Raw genomic sequence first — 14129 nt, 5'->3', positions numbered from 1 at the left:
CCGGCCGGACCCCACTCCTTCGATGGGACCCCCTGACCGACCCCTGTGCGGACCTACTCCCCCAGTTCCTCGCGCACGGCCCCGGCGAGCCCCGCCAGCGCCGCGTCGAGCCGCTCCGGCGTCACTCCCCCGCCCTGCGCCACCTCGTCCGAGCCGCCGCCCCGCCCGCCGAGGAGCCGCTTGACGAGGGTCGACGCGGACAGGCCCGCCGCGCGCCCTGCCTCGTTCACGGCCACCACGAGGACCGGCTTGTCGCCGGTGAGCGCCACGGCGGCCACGCCCGGCCGCCCGGACGGCAGGCGTCCGCGCACGTCCAGGGCCAGCGTCCGGGCGGCGCCCGCGTCGCCGTCCGTCGTGGCGGTGACCACGCTCGCGCCCGCCACGTCGACGGCACGGCCGGCCAGTTCGGCGGCGCGGGCGGCGAGGGCGGACTGGCGCAGACGCTGGTTCTCGCGGTCGGCCGCCTTCAGCCGGTCCAGCAACTGGGCGACGCGGTCGGGCAGTTCGGCGCGCGGCGCCTGCACCTGCTCGGCGATGCGGGCCACCAGGTCGCGCTCGCGGGCCAGATGGCCGAAGCCCTCGATGCCGACCGCGGCCTCCAGGCGCCGCATGCCCGCGCCGACGGACGACTCGGCGGTCAGCGCGACCAGGCCGACCTGCGCGGCGTGCTCGACGTGCGTGCCGCCGCACAGCTCGCGCGACCAGGCGCCGCCGATCTCGACGACCCGCACCTGCTCGCCGTACGTCTCGTCGAACAGCGCGAGCGCGCCGATCTCCTTGGCCTCGGGCAGCGTCATCCAGCGCACGTGGACCGGCAGGTCGCGGCGCAGGGCGCGGTTCGCGGCCTCCTCGACCTCGCTGCGGACGGTGGCGGAGAGGCCGCCGCGCCAGGGGAAGTCGAGGCGGAGGTAGCCGGGGCGGTTGTAGGAGCCCGCTTGCAGGGCGGTGGGGCCGAGGATCTCGCGCAGGGCGGCGTGCAGCACGTGGGTACCGGAGTGGGCCTGGCGCGCGCCGAGCCGCCACTCGGGGTCGACCGCGGCGCGCACGGTGTCGCCGACGGCCAGTTCGCCGGCGGTGACGCGGACCTGGTGGACGACGAGACCGGGCAGCGGGCGCTGCACGTCGAGCACGTCGGCCTCCACCGAGGAGCCGGAGAGCCCGCCGGCGTCGCTGTCCTGCCCACCGGACTCGGCGTAGAACGGCGTGCGGTCCAGGACGGCGCCGACGATCTCCCCCTCGCGGGCCACGGGCACCGGGCCGGCGGGGGCGACGAGGGCGAGCACGCGTGAGTCGGTGGTGAGGGTGTCCCAGGCGCGCCAGTCGGTCGGTCCGTGCTCGTCGAGGACGGACCGCAGCGCCGAAGTGTCCACCGCACCGCCGGACTTGCGGGCGCGGGCGTCCGCGCGGGCCCGTTCGCGCTGTTCGCGCATGAGCGCGGTGAAGCCCTCGCGGTCGACCTCCACGCCCTGCTCGGCGGCCATCTCCAGGGTGAGGTCGATGGGGAAGCCGTACGTGTCGTGCAGCAGGAACGCCTGGGCGCCGGGCAGTTGGCGCCCGCCGCCGGCCTTGACCTTGGTGACGGCCGTGTCCAGAACGGTCGTGCCCTGCTTGAGAGTGGCCCGGAAGGCGTCCTCCTCGCCCGCGGCCTGGTCGGCGATGCGGTCGTACGCCTCCGCGACCTCGGGGTAGCTGGGCGCCATGCAGGTCCGGGCGACGGCGAGGAGGTCGGTCAACGCCGGGTCCTCGTGGCCGAGTTGGCGCATCGAGCGGACCGCGCGGCGCAGGATGCGGCGCAGTACGTAGCCGCGGCCCTCGTTGCCGGGGGCGGTGCCGTCCGCGAGGAGCATCAGGGCCGTGCGGACGTGGTCGGCGACGACGCGCAGGTGCACGTCGGCGGCGGGGTCGGCGCCGTAGCGGACGCCGGCGAGGTCGGCGGCGCGGTCGAGGACGGGCCGGGTCTCGTCGATCTCGTACAGGTTGTCCACCCCTTGGAGCAGGGCGGCCATGCGTTCCAGGCCCATGCCGGTGTCGATGTTGCGGCGCGGGAGTTCACCGAGGACGGGGAAGCCGGTCTTGCCGCTGCCCTCGCCGCGCTCGTACTGCATGAAGACGAGGTTCCAGAACTCCATGTACCGGTCCTCGTCGGCTTCCGGACCGCCCTCGCGGCCGAAGCGCGGGCCCCGGTCGTAGTACAGCTCCGAGGAGGGGCCGCACGGACCCGGCACGCCCATGTGCCAGAAGTTGTCCTCGTCGCCGCGCGTCACGATCCGCTCGTCGGGCAGCTCGGCGACGCGCCGCCACAGGCCGCGTGCCTCGTCGTCGGAGTGGTGCACGGTCACCCAGATCTTCGCCGGGTCCAGGGCGTAGCCGCCGTCCGCGACGGGGCGGGTGCTCAGGTCCCAGGCGTAGGCGATGGCCTCTTCCTTGAAGTAGTCCCCGAAGGAGAAGTTGCCGTTCATCTGGAAGAAGGAGCCGTGCCGGGTGGTGCGGCCGACCTCCTCGATGTCGAGGGTGCGCACGCACTTCTGCACGCTGGCGGCCCGCTGCCAGGGCGGGGCGACCTCGCCGGTCAGGTACGGCTTGAACGGCACCATGCCCGCGTTCACGAACAGCAGCGTGGGGTCGGGCGTCGGCAGCGGGGCGCTGGGCACGACGGTGTGGCCGCGCTCGGCGAAGAAGTCCAGGAAGCGGGTGCGGATGTCGGCGGTACGCAAGGGGTGCTCCGGGCGAGGGCTCAAAGGGCTATGGGGTACGAGGGCTACAAGGGCTCACGAGGGCTACTGGGGCGGAACGAGGGCGGTGCGGGCCGGGTGGTGCGGGCCGAGGAAGACGGCGGTGCCGTACCCGTCCGGCGCGGGGTGGGTGGCCTGCCGCCAGCCGAGCCGCTCGTAGAAGCGGACGGTGGCGTCGGCCTTGGCGGAAGTGAGCAGCCAGCTGCGGCCGTCGGGCGCGTCGCGGGTGACCGCTTCGAGGAGCGTACGGCCGAGGCCGCGCCCGTGCGCGGCGGGCGCGACGGCGAGTTCGTCGACCTCCAGGCCGCCGCACAGCCACGCGGTGGTGCGCTCGGCGCCGAGTGCGGCGGTGACGCGCGGGTAGGCGCGGTTGCCGGGCAGCGGTGTCGCGGAGGTCCAGGCCGTCGCGAAGCCGAGCACCTGGTCGCCGTCGAGCGCCACGGCGCCGGCGAAGCCGGGCCGGCGCACGTCGTCCGCGAGGCGCTCGAGATAGGCGTCCGCGTCGGCGGGCTCCGTGTTCCAGGGCGGCCCGGCGAACGCGGCGGCGTAGACCGCGCGTATGCCGTCCCGGTGGGCGAGCAGGCCGGGGCCCGGCAGCCGGTGGAGGGCGACGGCCATCAGGCGGCCCTCGCGAAGGTGGTCGTGGGGTGCAGCGCGGCGTACTCCAGCGGCGCCGAGGGGTCGATCGACACGTCCAGGGGCGCGGGCTCGGCGCCCGCGCGCACCAGCAGGTCCCCGACGGCGGCGATCATCGCGCCGTTGTCGGTGCACAGGCCGAGCGGGGGCACGCGCAGGGTGATCCCGGCCGCCCGGCAGCGCTCATCGGCGAGGGCTCGTACGCGGGAGTTGGCGGCGACTCCGCCGACCACGACAAGGGTGTCCACACCGTGGTCGGCGCAGGCTGCGACGGCCTTGCGGGTGAGGACGTCGGCGACGGCCTCTTGCAGCGCCGCGGCGCCGTCGGCCACCGGCAGGACGCCGGCGCCGTCCGCGTGCCGCTCGGCCCAGCGGGCGGCGGCGGTCTTCAGGCCGGAGAAGGAGAAGGCGTACGGATCGTCGCCCGGGCCGGTCAGGGGGCGCGGGAAGGCCACGGCGTCCGCCGACCCCGCGCGGGCCGCCCTGTCGACGGCCGGACCGCCCGGGTAGGGCAGGCCGAAGACGCGGGCCACCTTGTCGAAGCACTCGCCCGCCGCGTCGTCCAGCGTGTCGCCGAGGTGCGTGATCGGATCGCGCGCCAGGTCGCGGACAAGGAGGAGCGAGGTGTGGCCGCCGGAGACGATCAGGACGACGCAAGGGTCGGGCAGCGGGCCGTGCTCCAGGATGTCGGCGGCGACGTGCCCGGCCAGGTGGTGCACTCCGTACAGCGGTACGTCCAGGGCGTAGGCCAGGCCCTTCGCTCCGGCGAGGCCGACCTGGAGGGCGCCGGACAGGCCGGGCCCTGTCGTCACGGCGACCGCGCCGATGTCGCCGAGGCGCAGGCCCGCCTGGTCGAGGGCGCGGCGGACGACCGGGTTCAGGGCGTGCACGTGCGCGCGGGCCGCGATCTCGGGGACGACGCCGCCGAACCGGGCGTGCTCGTCCATGCTCGACGCCACCGCGTGCCCGAGCAGCCGTCCGGCGCGGACGAGGCCCGCGCCCGTCTCGTCGCAGGACGACTCGATTCCCAGCACGATCCGGGGGGCGGCCATGACTGTTCTCCCGACGCCGTTCGATTTTGCGCATTCTTTCCGCGCCTACCACCTAGCCATAGTAGTTGCGAAGGATGTGCAATAAGCGTCAGCCGTTCGGCCCCGCCCTCCCCTCCCCTGCTGTCCCGGGACGCGCCCCCTCCCCTCGTTCACGGGGTGTGGCACGAAGGTGCCGCTGGTCCCGGTGACGGCGGGGCGGCGGCCGAGCGGTGGACGGCGACGACGCGGCCCGGCCCGGTGGGCCCGGAGCGTGAGGGGACATGCGCGAGCCCCCTCCGCTCGCGGGCGGAGGGGGCTCGGGTGTGCGGGGTCCGCGGGCGGTGCCGCGAGCCCCGACGGTCAGTGCTGCGGACCCGACTTCGGGCCCCGCCCGCGGGTGCCCCGGGTGCCCTTCGGGTCGTCGAACTCGGCCCGCTCCTTGCGCACCTTGTCCGAGATCTCCCGGGTCTCCGTGACCTTCTCGGTTTCCAGGCGCACGCGCTCGACCGGCACGGTGTCCTTGCGCGCCACCGGCTTCTCGGCGTGCAGCGTGACCTCCGTCTGCTCCTCGCCGATCTTGGCGCGCGTCTCCTCGCCCTCGCGGACGGGCTCACGTACGACGCGCACCTCCTCGTGGGACACGGGCACCGAGGTGGTCACGTCCTCCGTCACGACCACCTTGCGCAGCCGCGCGCGGCCGACCACTTCTTCCTGCTTGCCGACGCGCAGCTGCTCCTCGGACAGCACCATCTCGTTCGGCTTCTCCTCGCCGGGGGCGCCGCTGCGCATGGCGTACTCGCGCGACCCGGTGTGCCGGCCGGCGCTGCCCGCCGCCGTGCCCGCGAGGCCGGGGTCGGCGGCCGCCTGGCCCCGCCCGGCGGCCGGACGCTGAGCCGCGGTGCCCCTGCCCGGCGCGGCGGGGGTCGGCGTGAGGCCGTAGTGGGCGTACAGCTCGCTCTCCTGGGAGGGGTCGAGGTGCTGGTCGCCGTCGATCCGCGGCGCATCCTTGACCACGTCCTTCGTGGTGGCGACCTTGAGGTCGTCACCCTCGCGGCGGGCGCCGGCGAGCGGGACGAAGCTCTCCTTCATCCCGAACAGACCTGTTTTGACAGTCACCCACTCGGGCCGGCCCGTCTGGTCGTCGAGATAGACCTGCTGGACGCTACCGATCTTGTCGCCCGCCCGGTCGTAGGCGGTCAGCCCGGCGAGAGCCTCAGGTGTGTCGAAGACGTCGCCCTTCGGCATGGGTGATCACTCCTTTGGGCGGGCGGTGGGCGAAGGCTTCGCCTTGGGCGCCGCACGCCTCACTTCCATCACGCACGGCGGGCGGGCTCGCCGCAACGGAGAAGGTGACGCAGAGTCACGCGAGGTGACGGGACCAGGCCGACGCCGACGCGCCGGGCGGCCTCCGGGCCCCAGCGCAAGGCCGCCACCGGGCTTCGCGCCGCGGGAACCCGGCTCACCCCCGATTGGGCCATACGGGTGAACCTGCCGCGGCCTGATCACGAACCCCGTCGGCTCACCGCTTACTCGGTCCACCTACTCGGTCCACACACTGGGTCCGCTTGCTCGGTCCACGTACTCGGCCCGCTTACTCGGTCCGCTTACTCGGTCCGCGAGCCAGGCTCGCCGATACCCGCCGGTTCGCCTGCACCAAAGCGCCTGCCGTGAATACGGCCGTCCTGCCGACCCCGCCGGGCTGCCGCCCTCACCTGTCATGCTGAGCGAGTTCGAATCGATCCTCATGCCTTGGAGGCTTGATGCGTGCAGGCGTCGTTGTCGCCGCGCAGCCCGGTGTGGACGATCTCGCTGTGCGGGCCGAGGAGTTGGGCTTGCACAGCTTCTGGGTCAACGACACCCCGATGGTCCACGGGGACCCCTTCGTCGCCTTGGGCCTGTGCGCGAAGGCCACCCGTCGTATCAAGCTCGGCATCGGCGTGACCTCACCGGCGCTGCGGTCCGCCCCGGCCGCCGCGAGCGGGCTCGCCAGCCTCAACGCCCTGGCACCGGGCCGGATCATCTGCGGGGTCGGCACCGGAAACACCGCCCGTCGCACCCTGGGCATGCGGCCGAGCACAGCGGCCGCGCTGGAGAACTTCACCACCGCGCTGCAGGACCTGTGCGCCGGACGGTCGACCGCGTACCGCGAAGGTGACCGGGTCCGCGACATCCGGTTCCTGCACGCCGGGACGCACGTGAACACCGCCGACCCGATCGAGTTCGTCGTGGCCGCGCTCGGACCGAAGGCCGCCGCCGTCGCCGGCCGCCGCGGCACCGGCCTCATCTCCTTCGGCCTCCTGGACCCCACCGCCTGGCACGCGCTGCACGACGCCCGCCGCCACGCCGCCCAAGACGCACCCCGCGAGGCCGATTCCCACACGGACTCCTATGTGGTCACCTCGCTCCACCTACTCGACGAGGACGAGGACCCCCACGGCGACGCGGCCCGGGACGCGACGGGCCACCTCGTCCTGTCGCTGCTGGCCTTCGCCGCCGACACAGCCGCCGACACGCCTGCCTTCGCCGAGCAACTCGGCCCCGAGGAGCGCGAGGCGGTGCGACGGCTCCTCGACCGGCGCGGCACCAGCCCCACCGCGCCGGACCGGCACACCAAGCTCTACCCCAACTACCTTGGACGCATCGCACCGCGGGACCGGGATCTGGTGCTGCCCTCGCTGATGGACACCCTGGCCCTGGTCGGCACCCGCGAGGACCTCCTCGCCCGCGTCACCACCCTGGAACAGGCCGGCATCGACGAACTCCTCATCCAGCCGGTGATCGACCCGCCCACCGAGATGGCTCAGCTCGCGAAACTCCTCGCCTGAGCGGGCCCGCCGATCGCGAATTGGTGTGACACCAGGGCGGCTACGGGGTCTGGCCGCCCTGGTGACCCCGTCCACGGCTACTCCTCCACCTCGGACAGGAAGGAGCGTACGGCCGCGACGAACTCCACGGGCGCATCGTGGTGCACCACATGACCAGCCGGAATCTCGACCAGTCGGGCCCGACCGGCGCGACGGGCCACCATCTCGCGGGCGTGATCCGCCGCCAGTTCATCACTGCGGGCCCCGCGCACCAGCAGGGTCGGGCACGTCACCCGCAGCCAGTCGCTCCAGTGGTCGCCGTTGAGTGCCTTCTGGGACCGCACGGTGTGCTCGAGGTCGAAAGAGTAGCCCCAGCCGTCGTCCAACTGACGGAAGGAGCACTCCAGATAAGGAGCCGTCGCCCCCAGGGCCCCGACCAGGTCCTGGCGGGAAGGAGCTCCCGGAATCAGCCGCTCGGTGAAGGACCAGTCGCAGTTCACCACCGCGCCGATGTCCTCGATGACCAGGGCGGTGACCCGGCCGGGGTGCCGCGCGGCGTACTGGTAGGCGTTCACCCCACCCAGCGAGTGCCCCAGCACGGACACCGGGCCCAGCCCCAACTGGCGGTGAAACGCCTCGATGTCCGCGACGTAGTCGTCCCGCTCATAGCTTGGGGCCCGCTCGGACTCACCGTGACCGCGCTGATCGAGGGCGATCACCCGCCACCGCGGTGCCAGAGCCTCCGCGAGCGGCGCGAACGCCGACGCCTCGTTGTAGTGCCCGTGGAAGGCCAGCAGCGGAACACCCGGACCGCCGAAGTCCACATACGACAGCCGCCGCCCACCCGCCAAGAAGAACTCACGCATGATCCGCATGCTAAGGGCTGTCCCGCACATGGCCTTCGAGGCCCGCAGTGGGCTATCCCATGACCGCTCGGGCCGCGTCGAGAAAGGCCAGTCTGTTGTCCTCCAGGTAGTCGCGCACGCTCTCACCGTCGGGCAAGCCTTCCCACACGGTCCGGTTGAGGTCGAGGAAGTACTTGCGTGCCGCGTCGTGCACGGGCAGCGGAAACTGGATACGGATCAGCCGTTCCGCGACCCAGAGTCTGTTCATGGTGTCTCGGGTCGTGAGGAACCAAGGGGTCGTGTCGTCCCACTCGTGCGGTCGGCTGAAGGCCGCGCGCTCCGCCTCGGCCCCCACCTCGACGAACCGCTCCAGCAGCGTAAGCCGCTCCACACGCCGGGCCTCCGACAACTCGGTCTGCTGCCGCCGCTGCTCCGTTCGCTCCGCCGAACGCTGCGTCGTGAACTGGACGAGGAAGGACAGCGCGCCACCGAGCGCGACGCCGCCCAACGATATGAGTGACACCCAAACTTGACCAGACATGGTGGCTATCGTTCCACGCTGTCGATCTTTAAGTGCCGCCTCTTAGACGATCTTTGAGTCGCTGCGGACACGGTCAGTCGCCGGGTAGTTTGCTCGTCCATGCAGTGTGGGTGAGGTTGTGCAGCCGGGCGATGCCGAGCATGGCATGGTGGACGCCGTCGCCCTTGAGGCGGCAGTCGCGGAGGATCTTCCACGTCTTCATGCGGGCGAAGGCGTGCTCTACGCGGGCCCGGACCTGCTTGTGCGAACGGTTGTGTTCCTGCTTCCAGTCGGGCAGATCCTCACCGGCCCGGCGGCGGTGCGGCATCACGAGTCCGGTGCCCGGATAGCCGCCATCGGCGATCGTCATGGTCTTGCCGACGGCGGCCTTGGCCCCGGATTCCTGCCACGCCCTGCAGTCGTTCCGGTCGCCCCGGCAGACGGTACGCGGTCACCAGCAGTACGCGGTCCTCCAGTGGCAGGCTCCAGGGGCGGCCTTTGCGCACCGGATCCGCGCCTTCGCGGCGCAACGCGGTGATCAGCTTGCGGAAGCAGGACGGGCTCAGCCCGGAGAACGGGGTTATCCAGGAGGGCTCCGACGCCGTGATCACACCAGCCACGGCAAGATCGTCTCACCCGCCGTCCCGCCTCACGGAGGTGCCGGGAAATCCCCGGCCGCGCGTCGCTGTCCGGGCCACAGGTCGTCATACGCGGCGTCCATGAACTGCACCTGCGGACCGCGCAGTGCCGACACGTCGGCCATCTCGCCTCGGGCAGCCTCAGCGAGGCACGCCGCGTAACGATACGTAGCGCCCCGCAGGGGCTCGCTTCTGGCCGCCAGGTCGATCTCCGCCTGCGCAAGCCACAGGTCATCGACGAACTGATCGAGCACGGGATCCGCTGCGGTCCCGCGATTGGGCGGGCGCGTGAACGCGGCCTTCTCCACCTGCGACGCGATGCTCAGGAACTTCAGGATCACGTTCTTCAGCTCCGCACGGTGCGCGGCCGACTCCTGTATCTCAAGCTGCCGCGCGCTCGCTCGCGACACCAGGTACTGGCCGAACAGTGACCCGCCCGCGCCGAGCGCAACGCCTGCCAGAGACAGCAGCGCCGGCCCCAAGGTTCCCCAAGATCCCATGACAGGAGTCTCTCAACTCACCGCTTGGGAGCGACGGGCTACCCATGGACCACCCACGCCGGGGCAGTTACGGGACGGCCCTTAAACACCCCCGCCGACACCGAAGCGCAGCGGGCAGCGCCGGCCCTCGTCCTCGACGCCGCGATGCCACACTCCCGATCGCCGCAGCGAACGCCGTGGCCGACGGAACGTGGCCCCGCCTCAACGCGTGCCGAGCCGAGCGGCCCGCGCAGCACCGCAACGGCAGCAACAAGCACCAACAACCCCAGCACCGCCCACTGTTCACCCGAGAGATCACCTCGCCCCACACCGAGATCATCACGTCATGGGGCGAGTCACCACACCCGTGCGGGGCATGGCAGGATCGCGGCCATGCCCCTCAGCGTTCCCCGCCTCCGGATCGGCTCGACCGAGATCATCGCCCTCGCCGACGGCGAGGGCCCGTTCTTCTCCCCGCGCGCAGAGGCATTCCCCGAGGCCACGCCCGCTCAGTGGGCCGAGGCCGACCGCTACGACCCGGGCTCGGTCGACGCCGAGGGCCGCTGGCGGCTCCAGTTCCGCGCGTACGCGATCCGCGGCGACAAGGGCCTCACCGTCGTGGACACCGGGATCGGTCCGGCGGACGGCCCGGCCCGCTCGTGGGCGCCCGTGCCCGGCGCGCTCCCCGAGTCACTCGCCGCCGCGGGCATCGACCCGGCCGAAGTCGACACCGTGGTGCTCACGCATCTGCACACCGACCACGTCGGGTGGGCGGTCGTGACCGAGGCGGCCGTCCCGTCAGCGAATGGCGCGGTGGCCGGCAACGCATCCGCCGACGACGCGAACAGCGGCCGCCGCCCCTATTTCCCGAACGCCGAATACCTGCTCCAGCGGGCCGAGTTGGACGCCCTCGACGCGCTCAACCCGCAGCTTCGCGAGACCCTCATCGACCCGCTCGCGGCCGCCGGCCGGCTCCGGCTCCTCGACGGGGACACACCGCTGCGCGCCGGGCGCGCGGTCGCCACGCCCGGTCACACGCCCGGGCATCAGAGCGTGCTGGTCGCCGACGGACGCGAGCTGGCGCTCGTCACAGGCGACCTCCTGGTGCACGCGCTCCAGCTGCTCCACCCCGAGCTCGCCTACTCGCACGAGACCGACCCCGAGGCGGCCAGGCACTCGAGGAAGCGCATGCTCAGCCACGAAACCGCCACCACACTGCACCTGGCGACGCCGCATTTGACGGAGCCGTTCCTCCCGGCGTGATCGGGGCCGTTCGGCGCGGGTAAGGCGCGAGGCGGCAACTCGCCGAGCAGCGGGCGCGGGAAGCCGCGTCCGCCCAGGAAGGGGCGACAGTGGTACGTGAAGGGCGATGGGCCGGACTGCGGTGGCTCGTTGTGTCCGGCACACGACATGAGGTGTTCCGCTCCTTGGGGCGGTGGGCGCGCTCGGACGTCCAGGCCGCGCTGGTCGAGTCCGCGCCGGACCGCGCCATCTTGCGCCGGTGGGCGGACACGGCAGAGGGCAAGGCGTGCTTCGGACCGGTGTTGGCCGCCACCGAGCGCGATTACGGCACCCAGCTCGCCGAGTTGGAGGGGCTGGCCGAGGGCGCGGGTGTACCGGTCGAGGACCTGCTGCTGACCAGCCTGCGCGGTGACTTCGGCACGGCCGCCAGGATGGGCTGCAGCACCCTCGCGTGGCGGCGCGAGACAACGGTCGTGGCACACAACGAGGACGGCGATCCCCGCTTGGACGGCTGTCTGATGCTGCTGACCCTGCTGGTCGAGGGCGAGGCAGCCGTCACCGCACTGTGGTATCCGGGAACGTTGCCGACCAATGCGTTCGTTGCCACCAGCCAGGGCCTGGCCTGGGGAATCAACCACATTCCCGCCGTCCGCCCGTCCTCCGCGGGCGCGGGGCGGCACTTCGTCGCCCGCGCCCTGCACCAGGCCGCCACGTTGGACGAGGCGGTGGCGCATCTGCGGACGCATCCCAGCGCGGGGGGATTCACGTACACCATCGCCGAGGCCGCCAGTGGTCGAGCCGCGGTGGTGGAGGCCGTGGCCGGACGGGTCGCGGTCGTCGAAGCCACCCCGGACGATCCGCTGCACTGGCACACCAACCACCTGCGCCACATTCCGGACCCGCCCGACCTGCCACCCGCCGACCCGCAAGCCGCCGAGGTCCGGGGCCGCTACGCCGAGAGCATCGCCCGTGGCCGGGTCCTCTCCGGCCTCACGCCGGGGCCGGCCGAATCACCGAGCACCTGGTACCTCCAGGCCCTGTGCTCAGCTCCCCTGCCGCACGGCGTGTACCGCACCGCCGCGAGCCCGGACCCGCTGATGACGCTCTGCACCGTCATCGCCGACATGAGCAACGACACCATCACCATCCGCCGCCGCACTGGAGAGACCGCCACCTGCTCCCTCACCGACTTCACCCAGGGCGTACCTGTCACCCCCTGACCGGGAGTCGGTCCTCCGACCGGGCCTTGAGGTCCTGCATCCGCGTGAGGCGCAGCACGAAGACGATGGCGAGGACAGCGGCCGCGATGTCCAGGACATCGGAGAACATCACGCCGGTGAGCGCCGACTTGATCTCCTCGGCCTCCTCGGCGCCCACGTACACCTGGTACGTCACCCGCGCGATGAGGAGGTTCGCGACCCACACCGTCCACCAGGCGTTGAGGAGCGGGTGCGGGGCGCGGGATGCCGTCGGGTCCAGGGTCAGTGTGCGGTCCAGGGCTACGGAGCGGTCACTGCTCGCGTCCCAGATGTCCAGGGCGATCCGCCGCGGGAACCAGAAGTTCACGACCGGCACGAACCAGGCCCCGATCGTCCAGCCGCGCGTCTTGTGGTGGATGTGCGGCTCGAACACCTCGGCGTTCACACGCACCCGGTGGAACCAGACCAGGAAGACGGCGCAGGTCGCGACCAGGGCCGAGATCTGCGCGATGCCGCTGTAGTCGTACAGCGAGTCGGCGCGCTCCAGGTCCCGTTGGATGCCCGCCCCGTACTCCCCGGCGATGATGTCGTCCATCACCCCGCGCTGCACCGTGCCCGCCCACAGCGCGTAGAGGTCGGCGAGGATGACCAGGCCGAGCAGCACCACGACCGCCCAGCCGAGACCGACGGGCGAGCGCAGGCGGGCGGGGCGCCCGCCGGGCGCTCCAGGCGACGGGGTGGCCTGGGCGGCGGCCACCTGTATACAGACGTCGCAGTACCCCTCCGACGTCGTCGCCGTATGGAACTCACACACTTTGCACAGCATCGCTGAGCGACCCCCCACGGGTTCACGTCCTTGACGGTGACCACCCGCGTCCCTCCCCAGGGCGCACGGCGGCTACCGGACGGTATCAGCGCGTTTCACGAACTCGCTCCCGGATAACGCGGACTGGCCCACCCGAGTACGCCGGCGGCAGCAGCTGCGCAGCTTCTCAACTGCACTCCACGGCTCAGCGATGAAACCGTCGAGACCCCGCCCGAAGCGGCGGAGCGCGGAGGCTTCTGCCGACGCCCTCGACGCCCTCGACGCCCTCGGAGGCTTCCTCACCTGCCCGGTGATCAAGCAGACCTACTACACGGTCGAATCCGCGGTGCTCCTCGGCTGGGGCAACGCGCCGATAGCCGCCCAAGCCGAACACGCGGTTCACGGCTACAGCAACCGAGACGATCCGGCCTGAGCGTTCGGAGACATGATCACGCTCTAGGGGGAGGGGGACGGCGAGCGCGCCGAGTTGCGGACAGCCCGACGGTCCCGGCGAGGAGGCCGAGCCCGATGCACAGCGGTGAGTACAGGACGGAGTTCCACGTCCGGAACTCGCTGGTGGCGCCCGAGTTCATGAAGTAACCACCCAGGCCGCGCAGGAACATGACGCCGGACAGGCCGTAGATGCCGAAGCGGCGCAACCGCTCCGGGCCGATCCCGGGGATGTTCTCGTTGACCATGAGAGTGAGCACGGCGCCGCCGACGAGCGCCGTGCCCACCAGTGCGGTGGGCCCGGCGGACGGCGTCTCGTTGCTCTCCACGCCGCCGATGACCCTGTAGAACGTCTCCAAGTCCGGCAGTGGCCAGGGGGTGAATATCCAGACGAAGTGGAGGCAGCCGAGTCCTCCCAGGACGGTCGCCAACGTTGCGGGAACCACGGTCCTGACCATCTGCGTGCCTCCGTTCGCGGGGATCATGATTGAGGGCTGGTGCCCTCGGGGAGCCGAAGCGCGCGGTCCCGCCACGCGCGCTCCCACTGGCGGGTCAGCGCCGGGTAGACGGTGTGGACGGTCTTGTTCGCGAGCTCGCGGTCAGGACCGGCGCCGGGGGTGCGGTACGGCCGCACGTCCTCGGCCTTGAAGTCGCGGATGAGCGTATGGATCCGCCACGGTTGATCGGTGTGGGAGGTGCGGGGAAGTTTCATGGCTGCTGCCGCCTTCCTGCCTCGGGACGCCGCCTG

At 72.1% G+C, this 14129-nt stretch carries 14 protein-coding genes and 1 pseudogene; 4 read left to right on the top strand and 11 right to left on the bottom strand.

What is annotated here, in order from left to right:
• Positions 1 to 53 precede the first annotated feature (53 nt).
• The 4 genes from alaS to STRAU_RS16705 form a co-directional block, all read right to left on the bottom strand.
• Positions 54 to 2714, bottom strand: a complete 2661-nt coding sequence (gene alaS, locus STRAU_RS16720; protein ID WP_016641521.1) for an alanine--tRNA ligase — start codon at positions 2712 to 2714, stop codon at positions 54 to 56.
• A gap of 63 nt (positions 2715 to 2777) precedes the next feature.
• Positions 2778 to 3350, bottom strand: coding sequence for a GNAT family N-acetyltransferase (locus STRAU_RS16715; protein WP_016641520.1), 573 nt, complete (start codon positions 3348 to 3350; stop codon positions 2778 to 2780).
• Complete coding sequence (gene tsaD / locus STRAU_RS16710; protein WP_016641519.1) at positions 3350 to 4420, bottom strand: tRNA (adenosine(37)-N6)-threonylcarbamoyltransferase complex transferase subunit TsaD; 1071 nt, start codon at positions 4418 to 4420, stop codon at positions 3350 to 3352. Before tsaD ends, STRAU_RS16715 begins: the two co-directional genes overlap by 1 nt.
• A gap of 339 nt (positions 4421 to 4759) precedes the next feature.
• Positions 4760 to 5644, bottom strand: coding sequence for a DUF2382 domain-containing protein (locus STRAU_RS16705; RefSeq protein WP_016641518.1), 885 nt, complete (start codon positions 5642 to 5644; stop codon positions 4760 to 4762).
• A 515-nt stretch (positions 5645 to 6159) separates the two neighbouring features.
• On the opposite strand from STRAU_RS16705, the gene STRAU_RS16700 reads away from it, so the two are divergent.
• Positions 6160 to 7224 carry an LLM class flavin-dependent oxidoreductase gene (locus STRAU_RS16700; protein ID WP_037659932.1) on the top strand — a complete coding sequence of 355 codons (1065 nt, stop codon included), beginning with the start codon at positions 6160 to 6162 and terminating at the stop codon, positions 7222 to 7224.
• A 77-nt stretch (positions 7225 to 7301) separates the two neighbouring features.
• On the opposite strand, the gene STRAU_RS16695 is transcribed toward STRAU_RS16700, so the two are convergent.
• The 4 genes and pseudogenes from STRAU_RS16695 to STRAU_RS16680 form a co-directional block, all read right to left on the bottom strand.
• Positions 7302 to 8069 carry an alpha/beta fold hydrolase gene (locus STRAU_RS16695; protein WP_259299927.1) on the bottom strand — a complete coding sequence of 256 codons (768 nt, stop codon included), beginning with the start codon at positions 8067 to 8069 and terminating at the stop codon, positions 7302 to 7304.
• Positions 8070 to 8121: 52 nt separating this feature from the next.
• Positions 8122 to 8589 carry a hypothetical protein gene (locus STRAU_RS16690; RefSeq protein ID WP_037659928.1) on the bottom strand — a complete coding sequence of 156 codons (468 nt, stop codon included), beginning with the start codon at positions 8587 to 8589 and terminating at the stop codon, positions 8122 to 8124.
• A 73-nt stretch (positions 8590 to 8662) separates the two neighbouring features.
• Positions 8663 to 9188 (bottom strand): annotated as a pseudogene (locus tag STRAU_RS16685) (transposase family protein).
• A 29-nt stretch (positions 9189 to 9217) separates the two neighbouring features.
• Positions 9218 to 9706: a hypothetical protein gene (locus tag STRAU_RS16680; RefSeq protein ID WP_259299926.1), complete on the bottom strand. Its 489-nt coding sequence runs from the start codon at positions 9704 to 9706 to the stop codon at positions 9218 to 9220.
• Positions 9707 to 10078: 372 nt separating this feature from the next.
• On the opposite strand from STRAU_RS16680, the gene STRAU_RS16675 reads away from it, so the two are divergent.
• Together STRAU_RS16675 and STRAU_RS16670 are read left to right on the top strand one after the other, a co-directional pair.
• The gene (locus STRAU_RS16675; protein ID WP_016641511.1) at positions 10079 to 10948 is read left to right on the top strand and encodes an MBL fold metallo-hydrolase; all 870 of its coding nucleotides are present in this window, start codon (positions 10079 to 10081) and stop codon (positions 10946 to 10948) included.
• A 131-nt stretch (positions 10949 to 11079) separates the two neighbouring features.
• On the top strand, positions 11080 to 12147 hold the full coding sequence (locus STRAU_RS16670; RefSeq protein WP_158692083.1) for a C45 family autoproteolytic acyltransferase/hydrolase: 1068 nt from the start codon (positions 11080 to 11082) through the stop codon (positions 12145 to 12147).
• On the opposite strand, the gene STRAU_RS16665 is transcribed toward STRAU_RS16670, so the two are convergent.
• Positions 12137 to 12940 carry a DUF4328 domain-containing protein gene (locus tag STRAU_RS16665; RefSeq protein WP_259299925.1) on the bottom strand — a complete coding sequence of 268 codons (804 nt, stop codon included), beginning with the start codon at positions 12938 to 12940 and terminating at the stop codon, positions 12137 to 12139. The two genes, STRAU_RS16670 and STRAU_RS16665, sit on opposite strands and share 11 nt — an antisense overlap.
• A 202-nt stretch (positions 12941 to 13142) precedes the next feature.
• Between STRAU_RS16665 and STRAU_RS16660 the strand changes: the two genes are divergently transcribed.
• The gene (locus tag STRAU_RS16660; RefSeq protein ID WP_016641508.1) at positions 13143 to 13364 is read left to right on the top strand and encodes a hypothetical protein; all 222 of its coding nucleotides are present in this window, start codon (positions 13143 to 13145) and stop codon (positions 13362 to 13364) included.
• A 16-nt stretch (positions 13365 to 13380) separates the two neighbouring features.
• Here STRAU_RS16660 and STRAU_RS16655 read toward each other — a convergent pair whose 3' ends face one another.
• Together STRAU_RS16655 and STRAU_RS16650 are read right to left on the bottom strand one after the other, a co-directional pair.
• The gene (locus tag STRAU_RS16655; RefSeq protein WP_259299924.1) at positions 13381 to 13827 is read right to left on the bottom strand and encodes a DUF3995 domain-containing protein; all 447 of its coding nucleotides are present in this window, start codon (positions 13825 to 13827) and stop codon (positions 13381 to 13383) included.
• Between the two features lie 35 nt (positions 13828 to 13862).
• Positions 13863 to 14093 carry a hypothetical protein gene (locus STRAU_RS16650; protein WP_016641506.1) on the bottom strand — a complete coding sequence of 77 codons (231 nt, stop codon included), beginning with the start codon at positions 14091 to 14093 and terminating at the stop codon, positions 13863 to 13865.
• Positions 14094 to 14129: the final 36 nt, after the last annotated feature.

This window comes from Streptomyces aurantiacus JA 4570, assembly GCF_000414115.1.
GTDB lineage: Bacteria > Actinomycetota > Actinomycetes > Streptomycetales > Streptomycetaceae > Streptomyces > Streptomyces aurantiacus_A.
The sequence above is the reverse complement of the archived record's forward strand: the minus strand, read 5'-3'. Positions and strand labels throughout refer to the sequence as shown.

What these genes read in the sequence shown, in the direction of transcription:
- STRAU_RS16715 (WP_016641520.1), bottom strand. Translation starts at nt 3,350, where the DNA reads ATGGCCGTCGCCCTCCACCGGCTGCCGGGCCCCGGCCTGCTCGCCCAC.
- tsaD (WP_016641519.1), bottom strand. Translation starts at nt 4,420, where the DNA reads ATGGCCGCCCCCCGGATCGTGCTGGGAATCGAGTCGTCCTGCGACGAG.
- STRAU_RS16705 (WP_016641518.1), bottom strand. Translation starts at nt 5,644, where the DNA reads ATGCCGAAGGGCGACGTCTTCGACACACCTGAGGCTCTCGCCGGGCTG.
- STRAU_RS16700 (WP_037659932.1), top strand. Translation starts at nt 6,160, where the DNA reads ATGCGTGCAGGCGTCGTTGTCGCCGCGCAGCCCGGTGTGGACGATCTC.
- STRAU_RS16695 (WP_259299927.1), bottom strand. Translation starts at nt 8,069, where the DNA reads ATGCGTGAGTTCTTCTTGGCGGGTGGGCGGCGGCTGTCGTATGTGGAC.
- STRAU_RS16690 (WP_037659928.1), bottom strand. Translation starts at nt 8,589, where the DNA reads ATGTCTGGTCAAGTTTGGGTGTCACTCATATCGTTGGGCGGCGTCGCG.
- STRAU_RS16680 (WP_259299926.1), bottom strand. Translation starts at nt 9,706, where the DNA reads ATGGGATCTTGGGGAACCTTGGGGCCGGCGCTGCTGTCTCTGGCAGGC.
- STRAU_RS16675 (WP_016641511.1), top strand. Translation starts at nt 10,079, where the DNA reads ATGCCCCTCAGCGTTCCCCGCCTCCGGATCGGCTCGACCGAGATCATC.
- STRAU_RS16660 (WP_016641508.1), top strand. Translation starts at nt 13,143, where the DNA reads ATGAAACCGTCGAGACCCCGCCCGAAGCGGCGGAGCGCGGAGGCTTCT.
- STRAU_RS16650 (WP_016641506.1), bottom strand. Translation starts at nt 14,093, where the DNA reads ATGAAACTTCCCCGCACCTCCCACACCGATCAACCGTGGCGGATCCAT.